This window comes from Pedobacter sp. N23S346 (genome assembly GCF_048515415.1).
GTDB lineage: Bacteria > Bacteroidota > Bacteroidia > Sphingobacteriales > Sphingobacteriaceae > Pedobacter.
This window is the reverse complement of record NZ_JBLYEE010000001.1, coordinates 456,906-481,988: the sequence shown is the minus strand read 5'-3', so window position 1 is coordinate 481,988 and position 25,083 is coordinate 456,906. Positions and strand designations below refer to the sequence as shown.

At 38.6% G+C, this 25,083-nt stretch carries 22 protein-coding genes; 9 read left to right on the top strand and 13 right to left on the bottom strand.

The genetic code is table 11. The features are described 5' to 3' along the window. Positions 1 to 83: 83 nt before the first annotated feature. From ACN1CD_RS02065 to ACN1CD_RS02055, 3 genes are all read right to left on the bottom strand, one after another. On the bottom strand, positions 84 to 374 hold the full coding sequence (locus ACN1CD_RS02065) for a co-chaperone GroES (protein WP_419128587.1): 291 nt from the start codon (positions 372 to 374) through the stop codon (positions 84 to 86). Positions 375 to 633: 259 nt separating this feature from the next. Further along, entirely contained in the window at positions 634 to 1,569 is a 936-nt protein-coding gene (locus ACN1CD_RS02060; protein WP_419128586.1) for a TolB family protein, read from the bottom strand. Positions 1,570 to 1,783: 214 nt separating this feature from the next. Then, the gene (locus tag ACN1CD_RS02055; protein WP_419128585.1) at positions 1,784 to 2,542 is read right to left on the bottom strand and encodes a DUF4197 domain-containing protein; all 759 of its coding nucleotides are present in this window, start codon (positions 2,540 to 2,542) and stop codon (positions 1,784 to 1,786) included. A 213-nt stretch (positions 2,543 to 2,755) separates the two neighbouring features. Between ACN1CD_RS02055 and ACN1CD_RS02050 the strand changes: the two genes are divergently transcribed. Together ACN1CD_RS02050 and ACN1CD_RS02045 are read left to right on the top strand one after the other, a co-directional pair. Next, complete coding sequence (locus ACN1CD_RS02050; RefSeq protein WP_419128584.1) at positions 2,756 to 3,334, top strand: RNA polymerase sigma factor; 579 nt, start codon at positions 2,756 to 2,758, stop codon at positions 3,332 to 3,334. After that, the gene (locus tag ACN1CD_RS02045; protein ID WP_419128583.1) at positions 3,327 to 4,634 is read left to right on the top strand and encodes a carboxypeptidase-like regulatory domain-containing protein; all 1,308 of its coding nucleotides are present in this window, start codon (positions 3,327 to 3,329) and stop codon (positions 4,632 to 4,634) included. The genes ACN1CD_RS02050 and ACN1CD_RS02045 overlap by 8 nt, the downstream gene beginning before the upstream one ends. 343 nt (positions 4,635 to 4,977) lie before the next feature. Here the strand turns inward: ACN1CD_RS02045 and ACN1CD_RS02040 are convergent, their stop codons facing one another. Continuing rightward, complete coding sequence (locus ACN1CD_RS02040; protein WP_419128582.1) at positions 4,978 to 5,988, bottom strand: inorganic phosphate transporter; 1,011 nt, start codon at positions 5,986 to 5,988, stop codon at positions 4,978 to 4,980. 12 nt (positions 5,989 to 6,000) lie between these two features. Beyond that, on the bottom strand, positions 6,001 to 6,642 hold the full coding sequence (locus ACN1CD_RS02035) for a DUF47 domain-containing protein (protein WP_029281757.1): 642 nt from the start codon (positions 6,640 to 6,642) through the stop codon (positions 6,001 to 6,003). Between the two features lie 332 nt (positions 6,643 to 6,974). Between ACN1CD_RS02035 and ACN1CD_RS02030 the strand changes: the two genes are divergently transcribed. The 4 genes from ACN1CD_RS02030 (at position 6,975) to ACN1CD_RS02015 (ending at position 12,735) form a co-directional block, all read left to right on the top strand. Then, entirely contained in the window at positions 6,975 to 8,762 is a 1,788-nt protein-coding gene (locus tag ACN1CD_RS02030) for a hypothetical protein (RefSeq protein WP_419128581.1), read from the top strand. Between the two features lie 64 nt (positions 8,763 to 8,826). Then, positions 8,827 to 10,647 (top strand): hypothetical protein, encoded by a 1,821-nt coding sequence (locus ACN1CD_RS02025; RefSeq protein ID WP_419128580.1) that lies wholly within the window; start codon positions 8,827 to 8,829, stop codon positions 10,645 to 10,647. Between the two features lie 574 nt (positions 10,648 to 11,221). Beyond that, positions 11,222 to 11,779, top strand: a complete 558-nt coding sequence (locus ACN1CD_RS02020; RefSeq protein WP_419128579.1) for a LemA family protein — start codon at positions 11,222 to 11,224, stop codon at positions 11,777 to 11,779. Then, positions 11,779 to 12,735 carry a DUF3137 domain-containing protein gene (locus tag ACN1CD_RS02015; protein WP_419128578.1) on the top strand — a complete coding sequence of 319 codons (957 nt, stop codon included), beginning with the start codon at positions 11,779 to 11,781 and terminating at the stop codon, positions 12,733 to 12,735. The genes ACN1CD_RS02020 and ACN1CD_RS02015 overlap by 1 nt, the downstream gene beginning before the upstream one ends. Positions 12,736 to 13,170: 435 nt before the next feature. Here the strand turns inward: ACN1CD_RS02015 and ACN1CD_RS02010 are convergent, their stop codons facing one another. From ACN1CD_RS02010 to gltX, 8 genes are all read right to left on the bottom strand, one after another. Next, positions 13,171 to 13,536 carry a response regulator gene (locus ACN1CD_RS02010; RefSeq protein ID WP_419128577.1) on the bottom strand — a complete coding sequence of 122 codons (366 nt, stop codon included), beginning with the start codon at positions 13,534 to 13,536 and terminating at the stop codon, positions 13,171 to 13,173. Between the two features lie 30 nt (positions 13,537 to 13,566). Next, complete coding sequence (locus ACN1CD_RS02005) at positions 13,567 to 14,154, bottom strand: chemotaxis protein CheB (protein WP_419128576.1); 588 nt, start codon at positions 14,152 to 14,154, stop codon at positions 13,567 to 13,569. Beyond that, positions 14,139 to 14,957: a CheR family methyltransferase gene (locus ACN1CD_RS02000; RefSeq protein WP_419128575.1), complete on the bottom strand. Its 819-nt coding sequence runs from the start codon at positions 14,955 to 14,957 to the stop codon at positions 14,139 to 14,141. The genes ACN1CD_RS02005 and ACN1CD_RS02000 overlap by 16 nt, the downstream gene beginning before the upstream one ends. A gap of 1 nt (position 14,958) precedes the next feature. Continuing rightward, complete coding sequence (locus ACN1CD_RS01995) at positions 14,959 to 15,330, bottom strand: response regulator (RefSeq protein ID WP_419128574.1); 372 nt, start codon at positions 15,328 to 15,330, stop codon at positions 14,959 to 14,961. A 14-nt stretch (positions 15,331 to 15,344) separates the two neighbouring features. Then, positions 15,345 to 18,932, bottom strand: a complete 3,588-nt coding sequence (locus tag ACN1CD_RS01990) for a response regulator (protein ID WP_419128573.1) — start codon at positions 18,930 to 18,932, stop codon at positions 15,345 to 15,347. An 18-nt stretch (positions 18,933 to 18,950) separates the two neighbouring features. Beyond that, positions 18,951 to 20,084, bottom strand: a complete 1,134-nt coding sequence (locus ACN1CD_RS01985) for a sensor histidine kinase (protein WP_419128572.1) — start codon at positions 20,082 to 20,084, stop codon at positions 18,951 to 18,953. 105 nt (positions 20,085 to 20,189) lie between these two features. Beyond that, positions 20,190 to 21,038 carry a neutral zinc metallopeptidase gene (locus ACN1CD_RS01980; protein ID WP_419128571.1) on the bottom strand — a complete coding sequence of 283 codons (849 nt, stop codon included), beginning with the start codon at positions 21,036 to 21,038 and terminating at the stop codon, positions 20,190 to 20,192. A 157-nt stretch (positions 21,039 to 21,195) separates the two neighbouring features. Continuing rightward, a complete protein-coding gene (gene gltX, locus ACN1CD_RS01975; protein WP_419128570.1) occupies positions 21,196 to 22,701 on the bottom strand; it encodes a glutamate--tRNA ligase in 1,506 nt (501 codons plus the stop codon). Between the two features lie 225 nt (positions 22,702 to 22,926). On the opposite strand from gltX, the gene ACN1CD_RS01970 reads away from it, so the two are divergent. The 3 genes from ACN1CD_RS01970 to ACN1CD_RS01960 are packed head-to-tail and all read left to right on the top strand — an operon-like array spanning position 22,927 to position 25,037. Then, entirely contained in the window at positions 22,927 to 24,135 is a 1,209-nt protein-coding gene (locus ACN1CD_RS01970) for a sensor histidine kinase (RefSeq protein WP_419128569.1), read from the top strand. After that, a complete protein-coding gene (locus ACN1CD_RS01965) occupies positions 24,116 to 24,625 on the top strand; it encodes a DinB family protein (RefSeq protein WP_419128568.1) in 510 nt (169 codons plus the stop codon). The genes ACN1CD_RS01970 and ACN1CD_RS01965 overlap by 20 nt, the downstream gene beginning before the upstream one ends. Continuing rightward, positions 24,615 to 25,037 carry a hotdog fold thioesterase gene (locus ACN1CD_RS01960; RefSeq protein WP_419128567.1) on the top strand — a complete coding sequence of 141 codons (423 nt, stop codon included), beginning with the start codon at positions 24,615 to 24,617 and terminating at the stop codon, positions 25,035 to 25,037. The genes ACN1CD_RS01965 and ACN1CD_RS01960 overlap by 11 nt, the downstream gene beginning before the upstream one ends. Positions 25,038 to 25,083 lie beyond the last annotated feature (46 nt).

The following is a 25,083-nucleotide window of genomic DNA, read 5'->3' as shown; positions in this document are numbered from 1 at the left end:
AATGATTGAATATTCGCTCTTATAATTATTTATCTGATTTATGCTGAACTCACTCATTCGAGATTCAGTCATTCAATCATTATTTATCCAACAACAGCGTAGATATCAGTTTCACGCATGATTAGGTAATCTTTGCCTTCGTAAGGAAGCTCGGTACCACCGTATTTACCATAAATTACAACATCGCCAACTTTTACGCTCGCTTTTTTACCGTCAGCATCTTCTTCTGAAACAGAAACTACAGTTCCTTTAGATGGTTTTTCTTTAGCAGTATCAGGGATATACAAACCCGATGCAGTTTTTTCTTCCGCCGCAGCTGGTTCAACTATTACTCTGTTTGAACTGCCAGCAATTGGTTTAAGGTTTAACGCCATAACTTTTATTATTTTTTATTTTGAGTTGAGTTTTAACTAAGCATACAATTAACACTTTTTATGCCAAGTGGTTTTGAGGGACAAATTTACACCTGTACTGTCAATTTGCAATCGATACAGGAATATAAGATGTCAGCTTGGCAGGGACGATTTGAGACCCTGGCCAATAAAACAATCTCAATCGGCAAATTGACTAATGTTTTTCAAGCCATCTGCAGCTGCGTTGTAATGGAAATGGGAAGTAAAACTCGCTCTTTACCTATTTCAAAGTACCAGTTGGGTTGGTGCCTTTATCCACTACTGTCTTCACATTTCCTTCCAAATCTGAGACATAAATTTTGCTTTGTGTAAAAGGCTTTTCAGCTCCGCTATAGAAGATCCGGTCATCAGCAGTCAAAAAAACATAGGGTACATTCATTCCTTCTGGTGAGATCCGGATTATTTTTTTGGTATTTAAATCCAATGTAAAAACGGCCTCAGGTAAATTGTTTAATCCATCTACCTGTTTGCCAAATCCTGCATTAAAAATAAGCTTCTTCTCGTTAGTGGTATAGAAAAAACTGTTACTGCTTGAGATGTGGTAGTCTGCCCCTATTAATTCTGCTATTGTTTGCGTAGCCAGCAATTTTCCGGAAGCATCGAACGTATAAATATTTTTTAAATCATGTGCAATCACTTCCGTTTCGCTCTTCCAGGTTGGTGAAAATACGCTGTTCGCTAACTTACTGCCAAGCAATAAAAATCCGGTGTTATCAGCTTTGATCAATGCGACTTTCCAAACGCCCTTATCATTAAACAAATTGAAAGCGATTGTTTTTCCGCTTGGCGACCATACCGCATGATCATAATTTTTGCTGCTGGCCTGTAACTGCAACTGACTTTTGCTTTCCATATCAGCCACCCAAATGCTTCGGTTCCCAACGCTGTCACTAACTGTATAAGCCAGTTTATTTCCATCGGGTGATATTGCCGGATCAGTAGCGCCGCCAAAAGAAATCTGTTTCATGGTATCAATGCTAGTCGCTACAATTTTGTTCCCATCCTGGTAAGCCAAAGCGAAGCTTTTACTACTTAAAGAAACCGTATCTAAAACTGCTGTGGATTTCGATTGATCATTACTGCCCGAATTACAAGCCGAAAATAATATTAGGCCAGGAACAACTACCATCGCCAAATGCAAATTGAATTTAATCATTTGCAATTTTACAAATTGTTTTTAATTAAAAAGATCCATGTCCATGGCTGGTGGCTCACCTGCCATCAAGAAAACAATAAATCCAAACCGGTTGGTGAGCCACCAGACCGGGGAGATGATTTTAATAAGACAACTCCATGGCTGGCGGCTCACCCGCCATCAAGAAAATATAAAACTCAAACCGATTGGCGTGCAAACAGACCGGGGGCTTATTTTAACCCTTTTTCTTATCAGCGTAACCAAATACTTTTTGCAACAAAGTGGTGCTCCTTGAATTGATGTTTCCCCTGATTTTAAGTTCCTCTTTCGCCACCTCTATAAATAAACCATCTATTGCTTTTTGTGTAACATACTCCGTTAAATTTGTATTTACCGGCTTCACCAATGGTAAACGATTATATTGAGTAGTAAGATCTGAATAGTATTTGGTCGCATTTACTTTACTCAAGCTCGTAGTTACAATCGGACTAAACTTCTGTAATAATTGCGCTGTAGTCACCCGTTTAAAATAAGCAGTTGCAGCATCGTTGTTTCCAAGCAAAATATTGCTGGCATCGGCCAATGTCATCTGCTTAATAGCAGAAATAAATATCGGCTTTGCTTCTGTGGCGGCATCTTCAGCAGCACGGTTTAAACTTACAATTACATTATCACAGAGTTTATTCAGGCCAATTCCGCGTAATGTTCGCTCTACTTTCTGCGCCTCAGGAGGCATTAAAATTTTAACCGCCAGGTTCCCCAGAAATCCGTCTTTTACAGATAACCGATCAGCGCCAGCCGAAACGCCGATTTGTAGCGCTTCTTTTATCCCCTGACCAATCTCAAAACTGCTTGGCGTACCTGTTGTAGAAGCCGTACCCTGCTTTTCAGTAACCTTTTTAAAGATATCGCTCAGCTTGATCTGAGCATCTGCTTTCAGGTTTATAAATAATATTAATGCAAGAGATGCAGATAAAATATTAATTTTCTTCATTTTGTGTGTGTGTTTAATCCTTGATAAGCAAAAGAACTGCCATAAATATTCCATGGCTGCTAAAGATAAGGTTTTATCAAATAGCTGTACAGGCTCATTCTATAGCGGTGGAGCATACCCATTGAATTTAAATACCCAATTGTTTGGTTTATCTCTCATCACTCAGAATTATTTTTTATACTTGAAAGATATTTGAAATAGCTACCTGATTTTTTGAAGTTTATAAAAAACACAGCTGGAAATACCCAGCAAGACGATGCCAAACTAATTGCCGAGTATAAAAATACTGGCGATTTGGATTCGTTGGGTACACTTTACAACAAATATATGCACCTGGTTTTTGGGGTTTGCTTAAATTATTTCAAAGATGAAGAGCAAAGTAAGGATGCTGTGATGCAAATTTTTGAAGAATTGGTTACGAAACTGAAAATTCATGAAGTGCAAAATTTCAAAAGCTGGCTTCATGTATTAACCCGCAACCATTGTTTGATGGCGCTGAGAAAATCTTCAAAGCAAAATAATGTTTCTATAGATGATACTTTTGTGGAAAACAGCGAACTAGTGCATCTAGATATCGACAACACAAAGGAAACGCAACTTACCATTATGGAAAAGTGCATGGAAACTTTGCCTGAAGAACAGCGAAAAAGTGTAGATTTATTTTATTTACAAGAGAAATGTTATAAAGAAGTGGCTGATATTACGGGCTACGATATGCTGAAGGTGAAAAGTTATATTCAAAACGGTAAGCGCAACCTGAAGATTTGTATAGAGAAAAATAGTGGTGAATAACGATTGGTTAGATATTGATGTGCTTGAAGATTACCTCGACGGTAAGCTTGATGCCAAAGGTATGCACTTTGTAGAAAGGCAGGCTTTAGAAGATCCCTTCGTAGCAGAAGCGTTAGAAGGCCTGAAACAATCGCCAAAACGCAAGCAAACACTCTCTATTTTACAAAAACAACTTTATGATCGTGTTACTCAAAAACCAGTTAAACGAAAACTTTGGGGCATTACCACGCAACGACTAAGTATTGCTGCTACAGCTACGGTGGCATTTATCGCGGTAAGTATTCTTTTCTTTATGCGTGAAACCAATCGTCGAAATGCAGAAACTGTCGCAAGAAAGGCTGATGGTGTAGTCGTAAACTTAGATACTAACGCTCCGCTGGCCGCCACCACTACAAAAACAAAAGATTCTGCAATAAATATTAATGAAGCCACAAAATCTGCCTTAATAGATCAGGTGATTGCAAATGGAAAGTCTGGGGCTTTAGCGAAAAACACGAAATCTGCCCCGATCGTTAAAACTTCAGAAAGTGCAGTGCAAACCGAGCAGGCCACAGCCAATTATCAACGATTCAGTAAAAGTAGACAATCAATAGCTCTTGGTGCACCTAAGATGAAAACAAGCCAGGAACCGATGAGTGAGGCTATGGTTTCGGCTACGCCATCCACAACTACAAATCAGATTGTATTTAGTGGTAATGTTATCGATCAGCGTAACGGACAACCTGTTCAAGGTGCTGTGGTGAAAATTACAGGTTCCGATAAAATCACTGCAACTAATGCGAATGGTTATTTTGCCTTACCTGCTGACAGCAATTCGAAGGATAAAGATTTGGTGATTAATGCCCTTGGTTTCAAGGAAACTCCAGTAAAAGGCACACAAAACCCAGACGCCATTCGGGAAGCATTAAGTGGAAATAAATCGCTGAATGAAATTGCCATGATCACCGGATCAAACGGTAGAAAAAAAGAAAATATCCCTGCACCAAAGATAGTACTAAGGGCAGAACAGAACTTAAACGGGAAGCAGGCTGATGAAATTAGCAAACCAATTCCTGTTGCCATTATTGATTATACGCAATATTTAGCCAACAACAACAAGCTTTATAATCCTAAAGGACCGGAGCAATTTGTGATACTGGGTTTCAAAGTGAAGAAAAATGGGCGGCCAACAAATATCAAGGTCATTAAATCGCTTAATGTTAAAGCCGATGCCGAAGCTAAACGCCTGATTAAGGACGGTCCAGACTGGGTCTTACCCACGAAAGGAACAAATGAAGTGGAGTTGAGTATTAGATTTTAAGGAGAAATAGCATCAAGGTTTAACCGCAAAGATAATTAAGAGAAGGCGCCAAGAACGCAAAGTTGGGTGGCCAAGTTAAACTAAGTTAACCACAGAGGTCAAAGAGAAAAAGACATCGAGAACTCAGAGTTGGGCGTTGAAGTTTAACCGCAAAGATAAGTAAGAGAAGGCGCAAAGGGCGCAAATCATAGAGATACTCAAAACCTATAAAGTAAAGCCTTAGCTTTTCTTTGCGAAAAACTTAGCGTCTTTGCGGTTAAATAAATCTGAGCCCCGTTTACTCTAAACAAAAAAAGACCAAAGCACTTAAGCATTGGTCTTTTATATTTTAAGAAGTTATATTCTATTTAAAGAAATAAATGCCCGCATAAATAATCGCAGCCAAAGTTGCCGAAACAGGAATGGTTAATACCCATGCCCAAATCAGGTTGATGGTTACACCCCAACGTACGGCCGAAACACTTTTAACTAATCCTACCCCTACAATTGAACCAGTAATGGTGTGCGTAGTAGATACCGGAATAGCGAAATGCTCTGTTATACCTAACGTTACTGCGCCGGCCGTTTCAGCAGCAACACCTTCTAGTGCGGTTACTTTTGTGATTTTAGAACCCATTGTTTTCACAATTTTCCAACCACCACTCATCGTACCCAACGAGATTGCAGAGTAACAGGCAATTGGCACCCATGTAGGTAATGCTTCAAAATCAGGAATAACTTTCGATGCAATTAAAGCGGTAGCAATAATTCCCATTACTTTTTGCGCATCGTTTCCTCCGTGGAAGAAACTTAAAGCCGCAGATGATAATAACTGTAAACGTTTGAACCACTTCTCTGCTGTTGATGGTTTTGCATAACGGCAGATGTTAATAATAATTAAAGTAATCACCACCGAAATAACCATACCTATTACTGGTGCCAATACAATGAAGGAAACAATTTTAACTACATAACTCATGTTTACCGCATCCAACGGACTTGCACCTATAAGCAAAGCATGTGTCATACCAGCACCAGCAAAACCACCAATAAGCGTATGCGATGAACTGGACGGAATACCATACCACCAAGTTAAAAGATTCCAGATAATTGCGGCAACAAGCCCGGCAAGAATCACTTCTAGGGTAATATAATTTTCGATTACCGTTTTGGCAACCGTATTGGCTACCTTATGATCGGTAAAATAAAAGTAAGCGGCAAAATTAAAAAGTGCTGCCCACAAAACCGCCTGAAAAGGCGTAAGAACTTTTGTAGAAACAACCGTTGCAATCGAATTAGCGGCATCGTGAAAGCCGTTTATGTAATCGAAAGCAATGGCCAGAATTACAACAACAACCAATAAGGTAGTTACCATGTTTGTGTTTTATTAAGCGTTTTTAACCAGGATAGTTTCAAGCACATTCGCCACATCTTCACACTTATCTGTCGCTTTCTCTATCGTTTGTAAAACCTCTTTTTGTTTAATTAATTCAATTGCATTGGTTTCATATTCAAATAAACGGGCAACCGCTAAAGTAAATACATAATCTGCCTGGTTTTCACCGCTATTAATGCGGATACAAGCATCTGCAATTACACGGATGTTTTTGAAACTGCGTAATTCTTTAATCGCTTTATCAATATCAGTACACATTTCTACCAAAAGCTCAGCGATTTTAACAATCGGTTCGTTAATGGTATTCATGTTATACATTTGCATGCGATTTGCTGTACCGTAAATATAATCTGCAACATCATCTACAGCTGTAGCCAGCTGGTGAATATCTTCACGATCGAACGGTGTGATAAAGTTCCTGCTTAACTCTAAGAAAATTGAATGGGTAATATCATCACCTACGTGTTCTAAACGCTCAATTTCCTTGAAAATAGTTTTCCGGCTTTCAGCATCAGCTGTGCTAACCATTTCTAAAAGAGATTCTGCGATTTTTAATGCATTACTGCCAGCTTGCTCAAAAAGAGGATGAAACTTTCTATCTTGAGGGGTAAAGAACTTAAAAATATTGTTCATGTTAATTCTTAATATGTTACAAAGCTACACGCTCAATGTTAAGTTAGTGTTAAGTTATAGATTATTATTAAGGATTCATTAAATTTTATCTATGTTTCTGATATTCTGAAAGTAACAATCTCTACTTAAAACCGTAGCCCAACTACTTCCGCCAACTGATCTGTTAAATTACCTGGTTAAAATTAACATTGTGCTTCAAAACCTCAGAAAACAACACCTGACTTAAATTATCTTGGTTGAGTGGTTCTTAAATCCTATCATAAAAGATGAGCCAAATCTGTTAAAAAAACCTTTCTAACGTTGACGTGTTTAATACCGATACCACTACAAAGATGACAGCTCACAACAGAACCAAACTTTGGGTTTGGATTGGAAGTATTTTCGGATTGTTGATTTTAACGCTTGCATTTGGCGCAATGTTCTTAAGTGCAAGATGGAAGCCTATGCTCACAGAGAAGATAAAAGAGAGTATATATAATGGCTCTAACCATCTATACACTATAGATTTTAAAAGTATTAACTTAAATGTAGTTACCGGAAGCCTCGCTTTACGAGATGTTACGCTAAAAGCAGATCCATCGGTTTTTGATAGTTTGAAAAAACAAAGGCTTGCGCCAGCACATGTTTTCGAAATTAAACTGAAGAAATTACAGATTACAAGGGCAAGTATCCTAACGGCCTATTTTAAAAAGCGTCTGGATATAAATGCCATTATCCTCGATCGCCCGTCAATTAATGTTACCTTTAATAAGGTTCCAAAAGCTGTTGATACTAATAAGGTAGAGAAATCACTTTATGAGCAAATCTCTAAAACCTTCAAATCTGCCCGGGTTCACGCAGTAAAAGTTATCGATGCCGACTTTAGCTACATTAACAGTGGTGCTCCAAAAAAAACCAGGAATGTTATCAAACACCTGGATATTAATGTCAAAGATTTCTTATTAGATTCCCTTTCTGACAAAGACACCTCCAGATTTTACTACACAAAAGATATTTCATTTGAGATTGCGGGCTATAAATCGAACACTAAAGATAAAATGTACAGCATGAAAATTGATACCATCAGCGGTTCTACCTCTGCAAAAAGGATATCAATCAAAGGCTTCAAATTAACACCGCTATATCCAGAACTGGCTTTCACCAGAAAATACAAAGTTCAAAAAGACCGTTACGACCTCACCTTTAACGATATTGAATTTGACGGAATGGATTTTACCAGCTTGAATACTGATGAAAAGATCCATTCGAGGTTAGTAACCGTTGGTCCGGCCAGGGTAGCGGTGTTTATGAGCAGGGAATCTCCGCCAGCTGCTAACCTGGATAAAGGGAGAAATTATCCCCATATGGCGCTTAAAAGACTAAATATTCCAATTGCTATTGATACGATAAGGCTTAAAAACATCGATATTAACTATTCCGAATACAGTCCTGCGAGTAAAAAAACAGGCTCAATAGTTTTCAATGCGCTAAAAGGTACGATCCTGAACGTAACTAACGATAGTTTGAAGCTAACTAAAAATAACCATGCGAAGGCCAATTTAAATACACTTTTAATGGGTGCAGGAAAGATGAACGTCAAAATAGATTTCAACCTGACTGATCCAAATGGAGCATTTAGTTATAGCGGAAGTTTAGGCGCTTTTAACTTCACAAAAATAAATCCTTTGGCAACTGCATTAGGCCTGGTTGAAATTGAAAGTGGGAATATCCAACATCTGGATTTCAAAGCAAATGGAAACACCACTACAGCTTCAGGTTCGATAAACATGCTTTATATCAATCTGAAAGTGAAATTATTATCTGATAATATTGATGGCGAAGGAACAAAAGAAAAGGGTTTCTTTTCTTTCCTGGCTAATTCTATTCTAATTAAAGATTCGAATCCTACAAAAGGAGATCCGCCTCGCACGGCGACCATGACCAACACCAGAATTAAATCTGCATCTTTTTTCAATCTGATGTGGAAAACCGTTTTTGTTGGGATAAAAGATATTGTAGGCGTAAGCATTGTTCCTGAAAAAAACCCGGTGAAACAGCAAAAAGTAATTGCCAAAAAGATTCGGGAGCAGAAAAGAGCCGACAGACGGGAAGCCAGAAAAGCGAAACGGCAGAAAAATTAATCTACGGCATTTAAGAAATACGTTTATAAATGTATATTGCTGTGAAATCCAGTCTATTCGTTAAATGCCAGAAACCAGGAGGTACAGATATAAAATTATTAAATGGGTTGCAGCGATAATTGTTATCGCTTTCAGCCTTTTGGCTGCAATTGCATGGTTTTTAAATGTAAAATCCCGCCCGTTATTAACTGAACAAATTAAAACACTTCTTTATAAATCTACAGATAGTTTATACACCATCAGTTTTTCAAAGGTTACTACCAATGTTTTAACCGGGAGTGCCACCTTGCAAAACGTTAAAATAACCGCTGATACCGTTCGATTTAGAGAATTAATTCGGTTAAAAAGGGCGCCCAACAACCTCTATACCGTTACCTTAAAAAAATTAGTGGTAAAACATTTCCACCCACTCACCTTATATCGGGAAAGGAAGCTTCAGATTGAAGAAGTAATTTTTGATAAACCAGAGGTACTTATGATGAACAGGCAGTTCGATTTTAATGAAGACAGGCCACCGCGACTAATTAAATCGCCTTATTCATTTATCTCTAAAAATCTCGAAGAATTTAGCATAAAAGCCATTCGCTTTCAGGATGCGAGCTTTAAATATATCAATAAAAATGTAAATAAGCTCAGCGTTTTTGCCATCGACGACCTCAATATTACACTCACAGATTTGCTCGTTGATTCTACTTCAGCTGATGATCCATCCAGATTTTACTTATTGAAGGATGTAATTATAAACCTCAACAACTATCAATACACCACACCGAACAAAATGTATAACATTAAGCTTAATAAGCTTGATTTTCGTGCATCTACAGGAATGCTGAGGGTAGATAAATTTGAACTGGAGCCGCGTTACGATGAAATGAAATTCGCTGAAGTTGCAGGTCACGCCACCGATAGATTTCATATTCAAATGAGCAACATTTCCATGAATGGCATTGATTTACCCGTTTACATTAGCAAACAGGAATTGCGGGCAAAAGAAATGGGCATTGCAAATGGCTTTGTTTCTGTATTTAATAACGGAAGTGTAGAGAAACAAGTGGGTGAAATTAAAATTGGCCAGTTCCCGCATCAACTTTTGCAGAAGCTGGCTCCTCCTGTATTAGTTCAGAAGATTAATTTGAAAGATGTTAATATAAGTTACGCCATTTACAACAGCGAAAGTCAGCAGCGTGGCAGAATCTCTTTCGAACACACTTCTGGTGTTTTCAAGAACGTAACTAACCTCCCAAAAATAAAGGCAATAAACCCTACTATGGAGGTAAGCTTAAACACCTACCTATTGGGTCAGGCCAGTTTGGATTTAAACTTTAAATTTGACCTGAAGGCTCCTAAAGGCGATTTTGAATACAAAGGAGTGTTACATAATTTCAATGCAAGGGTACTCAATCAAATTACAAAACCATTGGGCCTGGTTAGAATTAACAGTGGAATTGTAGACAAGTTACAATTTGATTTTAAAGCGGATAATACTGGTGCAAAGGGCAAAGTAGATTTTTATTATTATGATTTATCGGTTGCGTTGATGCGCAATGATCCATCCAAAGATCACCTGGTAACCCGGGGTTTAATTTCGATTCTAGCCAATGCGCTGCTGATCAATTCTGAAAACCCAAATCGTCACAACGAGTTTGTCTCATCACAGGTTGATTATAAAAAACCCGATAGTTCGTCATTTTTTAGTCTGATCTGGAGAAGCCTGTTTACGGGCATTAAAAATAGTATCGGCATTACAGAAGAAAAGCAAAACGAAATCAAACAGCACATTGCTAATTTTAAAGAAATGCAGGCAAACCATCAGATCAGAAAGCGAAACCGGTTGAAGCGGAGGCAGCAGCGAGATCGCGAGCGCAGACAAAATGAACGGCGATAAGTACAATAAATTATTAACCTAAGTTTGATAATTATTTACTGTCTTTTATACCCAGGTCTGCAATCACTCCCTCTGAAAAACTATTTCGTAGACACATCTCCTAGGCGGGTTTTTATGCCTCTCGCTAACCAACTCTAATAAAGCATAAGCCTTACCGAAGAGCGCCGTCAATCCCAAGGGCCAGGAAATCAAAAAAACAGTTGTATAATAGTATATAAAGCACTAACAAACCTTAAACGCAGTGGTTTTGTGTTCATAAATGTAGGTTCAATTTTAAAAGGTATTGAACACAAAACGAAGTGCCTCTGTTTTTTTGATGTGTGAGGGGATGGTGTAAAAGGCCCATAGTTGGATTGACAAAGCGCTTTGGGTACTTTGGCGCTCCAAAGTACCATGCCCCGCGGCAAAGAGCGGAAAAAAATCTTTACAAATTAATGGTGTTACCAGATAGTCCTTTGGAGAGGTGCCCAAAGGGCTGGTGTTAAAACAAAAATAACCATTGAGACGATACAAATACATATTATTAATTGAAGGTTATTAATGTTTACTTATATTTAAAATAAAAAAGACAATTATGGTTATTGCTTTAATTCTTATAGGTGCTTTATTTTTATTTGGCATTTTCTTTTATAACGGTCTAATTGGCAAAAAAAACCAGGTGACCAATGCATTTTCGGCCATAGATGTGATGCTTAAGAAACGTTTTGATTTGATTCCAAACCTGATAGAAGTGGTTAAACAGTATAACACTTACGAACAGGAAACGCTTACGAAAATTGTAGAACTACGTGCAAAAGCCACAGCTGGAAATATTTCGGAAGCAGAGAAGGCCACGCTCGATACACAATTGAGCAGCAGTGTGAATGGCTTAATGCTTAATGTAGAGAACTATCCTGATTTAAAAGCAAATACGAATTTTATTAACCTGCAAACCACCTGGACAGAAAGCGAAGAACAGATTGCTGCCGCCAGAAGAACTTATAATGCTTCTGTTACCGATTACAATAATTCAATTATGATGTTTCCGGGAAGCATTTTTGCCGGTATGTTAAATTTTCAACCCATTGCAGTTTTAGCTACCGCTGAAGAAGAACGAAAAAACATTAATGCAAAAACCCTTTTTAATAGTTAATGCAAAATTATCTAGACGGTAGTGTAGCTTTGCAAAACACTCTGACTACAATGGAGGTTGAGCGAAAGCGGGTTGCATCGGTGCAAACCAAAGGCTTTATTTTTATTGGCGTTGGCATTGCAGTAGCCATCATAGGCCTTTTGCTTGGGCTGCTATTCTGGGCAGTGCTTGCAGGTTTAATTCCTGTAATATATGGTGTAATTATCTTATTTAAAATCAGTGCTGCAACGAAAGCATATGAACTAGCCTATAAGCAAAATGTGATTGGCGAGGTACTAAAATTTCTAAATCCAAGCCTAACGATAAGCCCCAAGGATGGTATTTCATCAGACGAATTCAGATATGCACAGCTTTTTACCAAACAGATTGATCGGTATAAAACAGAAGATCTGGTGAGGGGAAAAGCTGATAAAACAAGCTTTTATTTTGCAGAGGTTCATGCCGAACATAAAACTGAACGTGAAACCAAAAATGGCACAGAAACTTCCTGGACCGATATTTTCAGGGGGATTATTTTCGTTGCAGATTTTAATAAACACCTGGGCAGTGTAACGATTGTGAAACCGAAAGATCTGGGAAATACAATTGGCTCATGGTTTACAAAAAATATTTTCTCCTTCGGAGATAAAGAGGTAATCCAGCTGGAAAACCCGGATTTTGACCGAACTTTTGTTACTTATGGCAATAATCAAATTGAATCCCGCTATATTTTAACACCAGCCATGATGGAGCGAATATTGTATCTGAACGCCAATGCGCTTGAAAATATTTCTCTATCTTTCATAGACTCGAGATTGTACATCGCTTTTCCTTTAGATAGAAATTATTTCGAGGCGCCTATATTTGAGTCCTTACTTAATCCGGTTTCGCTCAATACTGATATAAATACGATCCGTTTTTTGTGTGATATTGTGAAAGAACTGGATTTAAATACCAGAATTTGGGGCAAGGAATAATCGATTGCTTTTATATATCGGTTATTATGAAGAGATAAACTTCTACCTATCGGTTGGTGTCTCACCAACAGAAAAAATTATTGTATAAATTTAATTAGCAGATTGCAGAGATAAACTTATGATGGTTGATAAGATACCAACCATTAGTTAAAGGGGTTGTCCCGCAGATCAAAATGATCAACGCAGATTTTACTTCCTGCTTCTGCGGAAATCACCTAAATCTGCGGGAAAATTATTTGAGTCATGCCGAAAATTAGGCTGGTTGATAAGACACCAACCATTAGTTAAAGGTATTATCCCACAGATCAAAATGATCATCGCAGATTTTACTTCCTGCTTCTGCGAAAATCACCTAAATCTGCGGAAAAATTATTTGAGCCATGGCAAAAATTAGGCTGGTTGGTGAGACACCAATCAGGAGAATAATCAATTTGCTTAGCTTAAATGTTTTTTAACAATATCCTCTAATGCTGCGATATCGAAAGGTTTAGAAAGGTAGCTATCTGCTCCGGCCTCATCAGCTAATGCAGAAATATCATTATTTGCAGAGAAATAAATTACAGGGATATGCTTTAATGCAGGGTTACTTTTAATGGCACGTGTAGCTTGTATTCCACCCAAATCAGGCAACCAGTTATCCATAAAGATGATATCTGGCATAAAAGCCGAAACTTGTTTCTCTATCTCATTTGCACTCTCGGATGTTTTAATTTCATAACCTGCATCCTCCAAAATGAATGTACACAGATCTAAAATATCCCTGTTATCATCAAAAACAAATACTTTTTTCGCATCAGCCATAACTCTTTCTCCCGAAGGCAAATCTAACTACTATTTATTAATTAACTCGTTTATAAATGCGGCCATTTTTAAGCTATCCAATATCACATCGGGCTTTGCATTATTCAACGCCTGCTGTGGCATATATGGCATAATGGCTGTTTGCGGATTTTGTATCGCCGCTAAACCGCCATATCTTTTTACTGCTTTTAATCCTTCTACACCATCTGCATTTGATCCTGATAATAATATACAAACCAGTTCATTTTTAAACACCTCTGCAGCAGACTGAAAGGTAACATCAATAGATGGACGCGAATAGTTCACCTTTTCTGAATAGTCTAACGATATGGTATGGCTATTTTCAATCAGCAAATGGTAATCAGCAGGAACAATATAAACATATCCTGGCAATAATTTTTCTTTTTCTTCAGCCTCTCTAACCATCAAACTGGTTCTGTTTTTCAATAGATCGGTCAGTAGTGAGTCATTGCCAGCTTTACGGTGGGTAACTATAATAATCGGAAAGTTAATTCGTGTACTTAAATTTGGAAAAATCTCAAGCAGCACATCCAAACTCCCTGCAGAACCACCAATAACCAAGGCACTACATTTGCCGTGAGTTAAAGTTTTCTCCATATTTTTTCGTTTTTTACCCGCTTGTAATCTTTTGCGTTAGGCCAGAAATCCAAACTTTCTTTACTTCCCAGCGCCAGGTACCCAAGCTTCTCCAGGCTATTATCAAATAATTGAAAGACTTTGTGTTGCAGATCTTTATCAAAATAAATTAAGACATTCCTACATAAAATAAGCTGAAATTCATTAAAAGAGTGGTCTGAAACTAAATTGTGTGTAGAAAAAATCATTTTACTACTTAACACCTCATCGAACTTAGCCAGCGAATAGTTTGCAGCGTAATAGGATGAAAAATCTTTTAATCCACCAGACTGAACATAGTTTTCAGAGTAGCCTTTCAAATAGTTCAACGGAAACATTCCCTGTTTTGCTTTTTCTAAAACTGATGGATTGATATCAGTCGCGTAGATCAGCGATTTGTTTAACAAGTTAAGCTCTTTCAAAACAATGGCTAAAGAATAGGCTTCTTCTCCGGTTGAGCAACCTGCTACCCAAATCCGAATGAAAGGATATGTTCCTAAGGCGGGTAAAACATCGTTTCGTAACGACTTATAAAAAGTCGGGTCACGGAACATTTCAGTCACGTTTACTGTGATTTCTTCTAAAAACCGCTTAAAATATTTTTTGTCAGTTCTAACCGCATACCTGAATTCTGCAAAACTCACAAAACTATCCAGTGTATATAAACGGGTAATCCGTCTTTTTATTGATGCATGAGAATACTCTAAGAAGTCGTATCCATGCACCTCCAATACATCGTTCAGAAGCGTATCTACCTGTTCATTATCAATTGCGTCAATTATCACCTTATTTTGTTACCTCTTCTATTTGTTCTAATAACTCGTCAACATTTATCGGTTTAGATACATAGCCTGAAGCACCTGCGATCAAACAACGTTCCTTATCGCCAACCATGGCTTGTGCAGTAACAGCAAGTACCGGAATATTCTGCATTTTAGGCGATTTCTTCATCGCTGCCATGGCCTGGTAGCCATCCATATCAGGCATCATCATATCCATTAAAACAACAGAAACGACATCTCTTTCTTCCATAATGGCGAAACCATCGCGGGCACTGATAGCCGATAAACACTCGAAACCTTTGGCCTTTAAAACAGCTTTTAAGGCAAAAATGTTTCGGTTATCATCGTCTATAATAAGAATTATTTTTTGAGGCATATAAAATAAAAGTACTAAGATTTATAATGATTTTCATATAGCCATACCCGTAGAAGCGAAACGAGTTGATCCATATCCACCGGCTTACTGATATAATCGGAAGCACCCGCAGCGATACACTTTTCACGATCGCCCATCATGGCTTTCGCGGTAACAGCTAAAATGGGCAGATCACGATATTTGAAATCCTGCCGGATTGCAGAAGTGGTTTCATAACCATCAAGTTCTGGCATCATCATATCCATTAAAACCACATCTACAGATGGATTTTCATTCAATAGTTTCAAGGCTTCTTTCCCATCGGTAGCGGCCAAAACCTTCATTTGATGCTGTTCTAACATTTTCGTTAACGAGAAGATATTCCGTATGTCATCATCCGCAACCAGCACAGTTTTGCCTTTCAGCACGTCCTGCAGTTCTGAGAATTTTTTAGGTGCTTTTGTTTTTTCCTTGCTTTTTTCTTCTACAAGGTGAAGGAATAAACCGACTTCATCTAAAATCCGCTGATAAGAGTGGGCCGTTTTAACCACGATAGAGTCTGCATATTGCTTAATTCGGTTTTCTTCACCTTTTGATAGGTTTTTACCTGTAAAAATAATGATCGGAAGGTTTTCCAGTCCAGGTGTTTTTTTAACTACTTCGAGTGTTTCGTAAGCATGTTTATCAGGAATTCCCATATCAAGAATAACACAATTAACATCTGGCTTGTGCAGCGCGGAAACGCTCTCTCCTACCTGGTTCACAATCTCCGTTTGAATGTTGAAATTGCTTAAGAAGTAGCTTAATGCTTTTGCATGTTGCTCATTTTCTTCCACAATCAATACCTTTTTAGGATGACGGCTTAAGGCATGTTCCAGTTTTGAAAAGATCTCCTGCATGTGTTCAAAAGCGAAAGGCTTATTGATAAAATCTACCGCTCCTTTAAGCAAACTCTCTTTTTTAACCTGGAGAGAAGACATGATATGGACCGGAATCGGGCGTGTATCAGGATCAGATTTTAATTCTTCCATTACCTGCCATCCATCTTTTACCGGCAATTGAATATCCAGTAAAATCGCTACCGGTTGATAAGCCTTAGCCATTTCAATACCTACATCTCCACGAACGGCAACCAATCCTTTATAATTTCTTTTCCGGGTGAAATCCAATAGCGTTTTGGCAAATGGTGTATCATCCTCAACGATCAAAATTACTTTGTCGCCGCTTTCAATATTATCCCGATCATCCTCAATTTCCTGAGGAATATTCTCCACTGTTAAGTAGCTAACTTTCGCTACTGGCGCTTCAACCTGAGGTATGAAAGTTTTTTCGACCAAAGGGATTGATCCTTCAAAACCTTTATTTTTATCGATAGGCAATGTTAAAGTGAATATGCTGCCTTCGTTTTCTTTGCTTTTTAGATCGATGAAACCACCTAAAAGTTTAGCCAGTTCTCTACTGATTGACAAACCTAAACCTGTACCGCCAAACTTACGACGGGTAGAACCATCGGCCTGTTGAAAGGCTTCGAACACCATGGCCTGCTTATCTTGCGCAATACCTACACCAGTATCAGTTACCTCAAAAATTAAGGCATTAAGTTTTTCATTCTTACTAATATTTAGCTTTACCGAACCGTTCAATGTGAACTTGATTGCGTTTGAAAGCAGGTTTTTAAGGATCTGTTCTAAACGCATTTTATCGGTATGGAAATACTCCGGAACATCGTCCGCTTTGCCAATTACCAATTCAAGCGCTTTCTCTTTTGCTAATGGATTAAACAGCGATCTCATGTTTAAAGCAATATCACTCACTTTAACATTGGTGCGATCGAGTTCCATTTTGCCAGCCTCAATTTTAGATAAATCCAAAATCTCATCAATTAAGCTCAGCAAACCTTGTCCGGAACTTTGAATCACCTCGGCATATTCCTGGTGTTCTTTATCCATTTCTTCACTCTCTGCCATTAACCTGGAAAGCAATAAAATGGAGTTTAAAGGAGTTCTTAACTCATGAGACATGTTGGCCAGGAATTCTGATTTATATCGGGTACTTAACTCCAGCGCTTCCGCTTTTTGCTGTATCTCTGAATTTCTCTCTTCAATCAGTTCGTTCTTTTCTTCCAGTAAGCTACTTCTTTCTTCCAGTTCCTGGTTGCTTTGCAAAAGTTCTTCCTGTTGAACACGCAGTTCCTCTTCCGAAGCCTGCAGCTTCTGTGCTTGTGCTTCAAGCTCAGCATTCATGCCCTCCAGTTCATTATGCTGCACCTGCAATTCTTCAGATTGTGCTTGTGTTTCTTCTAATAACTGCTGTAATTTCTGTCTGTTCTGTGCCCCTAGCAATGCTGTACCAACATCAGATAAGACGAGGTTTAGGAAATGTAGCTGAAGATCAGACAAAGGTTTTACTGCACCAATCTCTAAACCACCAATGGATATTTCATTTCTGATAATTGGCAGCACCACCAGCTGTGTTGGTTTTATATTTCCGGTTGCATGGGTAATGGTAAGTTCATTTTTAGGTACATCATCTAAAATAATCTTTTTTCCAGATTTTACTGATTGCCCGATTAAGCCTTGTCCCATTTCAATAACTGGCAGAAGATTTTGCCCTTCTAAAGCATATTTACCTTTTAGGTGCAAGTATCCATCATCCTTAAATAAGTAAACCGCTCCGATCTGGCTTTTTGTATAAGTAACCAGAAACTCAATAATATCATCCGCCAGGTGAAAAACATCTTTCTCCCCAACCATTTTCATGTTCAGATTGGCAACACCGGTTTGAATCCATTCATTCTCTGCAAGTCTATCAAAAGATTTTTTCAGTGAAAAAGACATTTCATTTAATGATCCTGAAAGTTCACCTATATCATCACGCGCCTGTATATCTAAAGTAACGCCATAATTGCCGGTAGAGATTTGATGCGCTATCTCCTTTATCGCGATAATACGTTTCTCCATTTCCGTTTTCTTATCTTCAATCTCTTGCTGAAGCTTAACCCGTTCATCAAAGTCGACGGATACTTTTCTGTAAAAAAACAGCGTAATTATAATGGCCAAAAATGCAGCCACCATGATCAGCACGGGTGTATATGAAGTTAACTTGTTAAGTTCTTGCGTACGCTCGTCTAACAATCTTCGCTCTTCCTTCACCATTTTGTTTACTGCGGAGCGGGCTTGATCCATATATGTTTTTCCCTGAAGCAATACAGTAGGATCTATTTTTCCACCTAAAGATTTAATTTCAATCGTAGAGGTGATAATACTCAAGCGTTTTACCAGGATTTCTCTTAGGGTGGTAATACTTTTCTGCTGCGCTGGGTTATCCCGGGTAGCCCTTTCAATGGTATCTATTGTTCTCCCTGCAAGTTCAGTAGCCCCATTATAGGGTTCCAGAAATATTTTATTCCCGGTTAAAAGGTAACCTCTTTGACCGGTTTCTGCATCTTTTAAGGTTGATATTACTCCTTCTAAATTCAGGATTACCTGATCACTGTGCTTAACCAGTTCTGTGCTTCTGATAAGGTTACGAATGCTTACATAAGAAGCCAATGAACTGATAAAAAGAATAATAAGCGACAAGCCTAAGCCTAAACGTAGATTATTTTTCAGGGTGGTTTTCATTAATATATTTTAGAGGTCTTAGATTTGATTGCTGGGTACCTGTTCTTCGGTAATGGGAATGATGAAATAGAACTCTGAACCTTCATCGGGCACACTATTTACGCCGATGGTTCCGCCGTGCCTGTTAATAATTTCAGAACAAATGTATAGCCCGATACCTAAGCCATTGAAACGATTGCTATGTTCTTCTACTCGATAAAATTTATCAAATATTTTTGCCTGCTGCTCTGAAGAAATGCCGATTCCAAAATCTTTAACGGCCAGGTACAGCTTACCATCTTTAATATTGATGGTTACATTAACCTGATTGGTTCCGGGAGCATATTTAATGGCATTGGTAATGAAATTGATAACCACCTGCTCCAGGCGCATTTCGTCTCCGTAAATGTTTTCATCTGTTTTCCCGAGTTTATTAATGTTAAAACCGGGATTGGATTGTTGCAACATTTCAATAGCATTGTTTACCATATTATCGGCACAAAAATATTTCATGTTGAACTTCATTTTTCCACTTTCAATTTTAGAAATATCAAGTAAATCAACAATCAGCTCATTCAGTTTTTCTAATTGAATGCTGGCTTTGGCCAGGTGGCTTTGTGCCATCGTTTTATCATCCTTATTTAAACTGCGCTGAAGCAATTGGATGTACCCCTTTACACTGGTTAAAGGCGTTTTTAATTCATGACTGGCAATACTGATAAATTCGTCTTTTTTATTTTCGGCTTGTTTTCTGAATTCAATTTCCTCTAAAAGCTTCTCCTGTACTTCATTCAGCTTTCTGCTTTGCTCATAAATCCGGTAAAATGTTTTGATTTTAAGAAGCAGTACGTTAATATCAACAGGTTTTGTAATGTAATCCAGGCCACCACTTAGGTAACCTTTTGTAATAAATTTAAGTTCCGTATTTACTGCTGAAAGAAAAATAATGGCCGTGTCTTTTGCTTTGCTAAAACCAGAGATGGCTTCAGCTACTTCAAAACCATCCATATCCGGCATCTGAACATCCAGAATGATCAGAACATAATTGTTTTTTAAAACTTTTTTCAGGGCATCTTCTCCCGAAGATGCGGTATCAACCTCAAAATTGTGTGCTTGGAGTACTTTCTGTAACGAAATCAGGTTTTCAGGCCTGTCATCAACTATAAGGATCATCTTTTATTATACGAATGAGAAGCTTGAGACAATTATGTTTGGTTCAGATACAAAATATCTGAAAATGTAAACGAACAACCAGATAGCTGAAAATGTTTTATTTTTTTATAAATCGCCAGAATTAAAGGTATCGCCTTGTTTAAAATCGCCGGTATCAAACCCTTTTTTAAACCAGAACATCCGCTGTTCTGAAGTGCCATGGGTAAAAGAATCAGGCTGTACCTCGCCTGTGGCTTGCTTTTGTAATTTATCATCACCAATGGCATTGGCAGCTGTTAAAGCCTCTTCAATATCACCTTCTTCTAATTTAAAGTCTTTCAGGTTTTGTGCATGATGTGCCCAAAGGCCTGCAAAAAAATCGGCTTGCAATTCTAATTTTACCGATAGTCTGTTGTATTCTTTTTCGCTTACCTGGCCACGGGCCTGATCCAGTTTTTCGGAGATGCCTAAAACATTTTGAACATGATGACCTACCTCGTGTGCAATTACATAAGCCTGAGCAAAATCGCCTGATGCACCAAAACGGTTTTTCAGATCATCATAAAAAGATAAATCGATGTATACTTTACGGTCGCCCGGGCAATAAAACGGGCCCACATTTGCGCCTGCGTTTCCGCAAGCTGTTTGAACTGCTTCTCTAAATAATACCAATTTAGGGTTTTCATACGTTTGACCCATTTTTTGAAATTCCTGCTCCCAAACTTCATACGTAGATTGCAAAACATTCGATACAAAACGACCTTGTTCATCTTCAGGAACTCCCATCTTTCCTTCAGTTTGTGCGCCTCCTCCACTACCAGGCACCTCACTAACTAATCCAGTTAAATCTTTACCAAAGATTAGTCCTAAAACAACAACAATAATTCCGATGCCACCGCCTAAAACGGTACGTCCGCCGCCGCCGCTACTTCTTCTATCTTCTACGTCGCCGCTACCTTTACCAAACCACTTCATAATTTAATGTTTAATTGTATGAACAACCTGATTACCGAAAAATTGTTACGCTAAATTAGAAAATATTTTACGCAAAACCTTTTAGCAATAAGCATAGGTACAAAAAGAGCCAAGCAAAGTATGCCTGGCCCCCTCTTCTATTTTATTTTTTAAACGATTAGGCCTTAAAAGCCTCAACAGCTTTCGCAATTCTTGCCTTTGTTTCTTCAAGTCCTAATAAGATGGCGATATCAAAAACGCCAGGGCCAAATTTGCCGCCCACCAACATAATCCGGAAAGGCAACATCAACTCACCTGGTTTGAAACCTTTTTCTGCTGCCAAAGCTTTGAAAGCCTCTTCGGCTGTAACGGCATCTGTTAGTGATAAATTTTCAGCATAAGCATAAAAAAACGCAGCCTTTTCTTCGTTCCATTTTGGTTTAACAGCCGCTAAATCATACGCTTGGGGGCTTGTGAAAAAGTACCCACTTTGCGCCACAAAATCTGGCAACAGCGTACACCGATCTTTAATTAAATCGATAATGGTATTTAAGAAAGCATCGTCGTTAATTTCAATTCCTGCTTTTTGTAATTCGCTTGTAACGCTCGGCGCCAAACGCTCAGCGCTTTGCACTTTAATCCACTCATGGTTGTACCATTTAGCTTTTTCAAAATCAAATTTTGCCCCTGCTTTACTTATTCTCTCAATAGAAAATTTTTCTTCCAGTTCTTTTAAGGAGAATAACTCCTGATCTGTTCCATCGTTCCAGCCCAATAAGGCCAGCATATTTACGAAAGCTTCGGGTAAGAATCCCATCTCTTTGAATCCCTTAGTGACATTACCTGTTGGATCGGTCCAATTCATTGCATACACCGGAAAACCTAAACGGTCTCCATCGCGTTTGCTTAATTTACCATGACCATCTGGTTTTAATATCAATGGCAAGTGCGCCCATTGGGGCATGTCGGTTTCCCAACCTAAATATTTCCATAACAATATATGCGTTGGTGCAGAAGGTAACCATTCCTCGCCACGGAAAGCATGGGTAATTTCCATCGCTTTATCATCAACCACAACGGCTAAATGGTAAGTTGGCATTCCATCAGCTTTTAATAAAACTTTATCATCTACCAATGAAGTTTCAAAGCTCACGTCGCCGCGAATTAAATCATTGAAATGTACAATCTCATTTTCAGGAACTTTAATGCGGATAACATGAGGCGTTTTCGCCGCCAACAAATCTTCTACCTCACTAATGGTTAAGGTTAAAGAGTTCCGCATTTGCATCCGTGTTGTTTGCCCGTACTGAAAGTTTGGAATTTCCTTCCGCTTAGCCTCTAAGTCTTCTGGCGTATCAAATGCGTAATAAGCATAACCATCGCTAATAAGCTGTTCGGCAAACTTTCTATAACTGGGTTTACGTTCGCTTTGACGATAAGGGCCATAATTACCGGGATTAGACGGGCTTTCATCAGGCGTAATGCCACACCAGTTTAAACAATCTACGATATATTCTTCTGCACCTTCTACAAAGCGGTTCTGATCGGTATCTTCAACACGCAAAACAAAGGTTCCATTGTTTTTTTTGGCAAACAAATAATTGAATAAAGCCGTGCGAACACCACCTAAATGTAGTCCTCCTGTTGGGCTTGGGGCAAATCTTACTCTAACTTTCTTATCCATAATAAACATGTTGAGCGATTAGCGTTAGGCGTTAAGCGGGTAAAACGCTTATCGCCATGCGCTGTACGCAAGACGCCACAAAGATATGTTTTTCATCCATTTTATCTTATTTTCATCGGTGATGAATCTATTCTGCTTTTTATAATCTTACCTCATCATTTTTGAAAAAGCATGGTGGTTTTCTGTTTTTTTCGTTTTGTTTATTGTAATTTGGCTACCCAAAGCATGAATCCTTATCAAAAGAAACGCCGCTGGAAGTTTTTCCTTCTCATTTTCGCCATCTTAATCGGCATTGCCTCAGTGTTTTACACCGATTCTTTTGTTAAAAAAATGGAGCGCGAAGAAGCCGATCAATTTCACCTCTGGGTTAAAATTCAGGAACGGGCAATGTTTTTATACGATAATGATGATTATCGCGTGGTAGTAGAAACCGTAAGGCAAAACACAAAAACGCCGGTAATTATGGTAGACTCTTCCGGAGTAATCAGTTCATTTTTCGGATTGGACAGTACCAAAACCAATTACCCCATTGCCGATACTAAACTAACCTACGATAGTGTTTACTTTGTTCGTCAGTTGAGGCAAATGAAATCGCAACATCCGCCAGATGAAATGAATATTTTCGGAAAGAAGTTTAAAGCTTACTACCGTGATTCTTTTGTGCTTACTCAACTTCGCTATTTCCCATATATTCAAATGGCTGTGATTTTTCTCTTCCTGCTAACGGCTTATGCGGCATTTAGTTCTGCCAGAAGAGATGAACAGGATCATGTTTGGGTAGGTTTGGCCAAGGAAACAGCGCACCAGTTGGGCACGCCTATATCCTCATTAATGGCCTGGACTGAACTGATGAAATCCAAATTTGATGCGGAAGATGATCCATTGATTGCGGAAATGGAGAATGATATTAAGCGCCTGGAAATTATTGCCGATCGCTTTTCGAAAATCGGTTCTAAACCAATTTTGGAAGACCACACAGTATATATTGTGATCAGTGATTTTATCAGGTATTTTAAAGTGAGAACATCTGATAAGGTGAAATTCAGCATCTCCGGAGATGAACAGGTAAGGGCGCTGTTAAACGTTCCGCTTTTTGACTGGGTAACTGAAAACCTGCTTAAAAATGCAGCGAACGCTATTGAAAATGAAGGGTCGATATCCATCAACATCATTGAAAACTTAGCTAAAGAACAGGTTTTTATCGATGTAACTGATACTGGAAAAGGCATCCCGCGATCAAAGTTTGATGCCGTTTTTCAGCCAGGCTACACCACCAGAAAACGTGGTTGGGGATTAGGCCTTTCGCTTACCAAACGTATCGTGGAGAACTACCATAGCGGAGAAATTTTTGTAAAAGAATCTGAAGTAGGTAAGGGAACAACTTTTAGAATAATATTAAAAAGCAGCTTAAGATATGAACCGACCACAGCCTAACGAGTACCCGGTGTGGGCAGAAGCCTACATTAGCAAAGTTAATCAGGATATTTTTGAAATACTGGAAGAACAGGTTTCAAGCCTCCCGGCTTTGTTTGAAAGAAATAAAGACAAAGAAAATTATGCATACGCAGAAAATAAGTGGACACTAAAGGAAATGCTTGGCCATATTATCGACTGCGAGCGTGTTTTTGCTTATCGCATAACCTGCTTCGCCAGAAATGAACAACAGCATTTACCCGGTTTTGATGAAAACGATTACGTTTCAAATGCCCGTTTCGGCGAACGCAATTATGAAGATCTGATCGAAGAATTTGCAACGCTCCGAAAAGCAAATCTTTATCTTTATCGTAGTTTAAATGATGATGAAATTCATCGGGCAGGAACGGCATCAGGTAGAGCCATTAACGTTAAATCAATTTTATTCGTTGCCGGCGGACATATTATCCATCATGTTGGAATCTTAAAAGAACGTTATCATGTGGTTTAAAGAGTTCACCGTGGAGGAGTTAAACAGTCGTCCAAAAAACCACATTGGCGCCTTGCTTGGTATTGAATTTACCGAAATTGGTGCAGATTTTATTACAGGCACCATGCCGGTAGATGAACGCACACATCAACCCGCGGGTATTTTACATGGCGGCGCGTCGGTTGTTTTAGCAGAAACATTGGGTAGCATTGCTTCTTACATGTGCATCGATCCGGAAAAGTATGTTGCAGTTGGTTTAGAAGTTAATGCAAATCACCTCAGGCCAGTGAAAAGTGGTCTGGTAACCGGGATCTGTAAAATTATCCATCGCGGAGCAAAGACACATATCTGGGATATAAAACTCTATGATAATCGTGGAAAAATGAATTGCGTAAGTCGTTTAACCGTGGCAGTGATTAATAAGCCACAATAAAAAAATCGCTGCCTGCCAATTGCGAACAGCGATTTTTAATCTACCA

What these genes read in the sequence shown, in the direction of transcription:
- ACN1CD_RS02065 (WP_419128587.1), bottom strand. Translation starts at nt 374, where the DNA reads ATGGCGTTAAACCTTAAACCAATTGCTGGCAGTTCAAACAGAGTAATA.
- ACN1CD_RS02060 (WP_419128586.1), bottom strand. Translation starts at nt 1,569, where the DNA reads ATGATTAAATTCAATTTGCATTTGGCGATGGTAGTTGTTCCTGGCCTA.
- ACN1CD_RS02055 (WP_419128585.1), bottom strand. Translation starts at nt 2,542, where the DNA reads ATGAAGAAAATTAATATTTTATCTGCATCTCTTGCATTAATATTATTT.
- ACN1CD_RS02040 (WP_419128582.1), bottom strand. Translation starts at nt 5,988, where the DNA reads ATGGTAACTACCTTATTGGTTGTTGTTGTAATTCTGGCCATTGCTTTC.
- ACN1CD_RS02035 (WP_029281757.1), bottom strand. Translation starts at nt 6,642, where the DNA reads ATGAACAATATTTTTAAGTTCTTTACCCCTCAAGATAGAAAGTTTCAT.
- ACN1CD_RS02030 (WP_419128581.1), top strand. Translation starts at nt 6,975, where the DNA reads ATGACAGCTCACAACAGAACCAAACTTTGGGTTTGGATTGGAAGTATT.
- ACN1CD_RS02025 (WP_419128580.1), top strand. Translation starts at nt 8,827, where the DNA reads ATGCCAGAAACCAGGAGGTACAGATATAAAATTATTAAATGGGTTGCA.
- ACN1CD_RS02020 (WP_419128579.1), top strand. Translation starts at nt 11,222, where the DNA reads ATGGTTATTGCTTTAATTCTTATAGGTGCTTTATTTTTATTTGGCATT.
- ACN1CD_RS02015 (WP_419128578.1), top strand. Translation starts at nt 11,779, where the DNA reads ATGCAAAATTATCTAGACGGTAGTGTAGCTTTGCAAAACACTCTGACT.
- ACN1CD_RS02010 (WP_419128577.1), bottom strand. Translation starts at nt 13,536, where the DNA reads ATGGCTGATGCGAAAAAAGTATTTGTTTTTGATGATAACAGGGATATT.
- ACN1CD_RS02005 (WP_419128576.1), bottom strand. Translation starts at nt 14,154, where the DNA reads ATGGAGAAAACTTTAACTCACGGCAAATGTAGTGCCTTGGTTATTGGT.
- ACN1CD_RS01995 (WP_419128574.1), bottom strand. Translation starts at nt 15,330, where the DNA reads ATGCCTCAAAAAATAATTCTTATTATAGACGATGATAACCGAAACATT.
- ACN1CD_RS01990 (WP_419128573.1), bottom strand. Translation starts at nt 18,932, where the DNA reads ATGAAAACCACCCTGAAAAATAATCTACGTTTAGGCTTAGGCTTGTCG.
- ACN1CD_RS01985 (WP_419128572.1), bottom strand. Translation starts at nt 20,084, where the DNA reads ATGATCCTTATAGTTGATGACAGGCCTGAAAACCTGATTTCGTTACAG.
- ACN1CD_RS01980 (WP_419128571.1), bottom strand. Translation starts at nt 21,038, where the DNA reads ATGAAGTGGTTTGGTAAAGGTAGCGGCGACGTAGAAGATAGAAGAAGT.
- gltX (WP_419128570.1), bottom strand. Translation starts at nt 22,701, where the DNA reads ATGGATAAGAAAGTTAGAGTAAGATTTGCCCCAAGCCCAACAGGAGGA.
- ACN1CD_RS01970 (WP_419128569.1), top strand. Translation starts at nt 22,927, where the DNA reads ATGAATCCTTATCAAAAGAAACGCCGCTGGAAGTTTTTCCTTCTCATT.
- ACN1CD_RS01965 (WP_419128568.1), top strand. Translation starts at nt 24,116, where the DNA reads ATGAACCGACCACAGCCTAACGAGTACCCGGTGTGGGCAGAAGCCTAC.
- ACN1CD_RS01960 (WP_419128567.1), top strand. Translation starts at nt 24,615, where the DNA reads ATGTGGTTTAAAGAGTTCACCGTGGAGGAGTTAAACAGTCGTCCAAAA.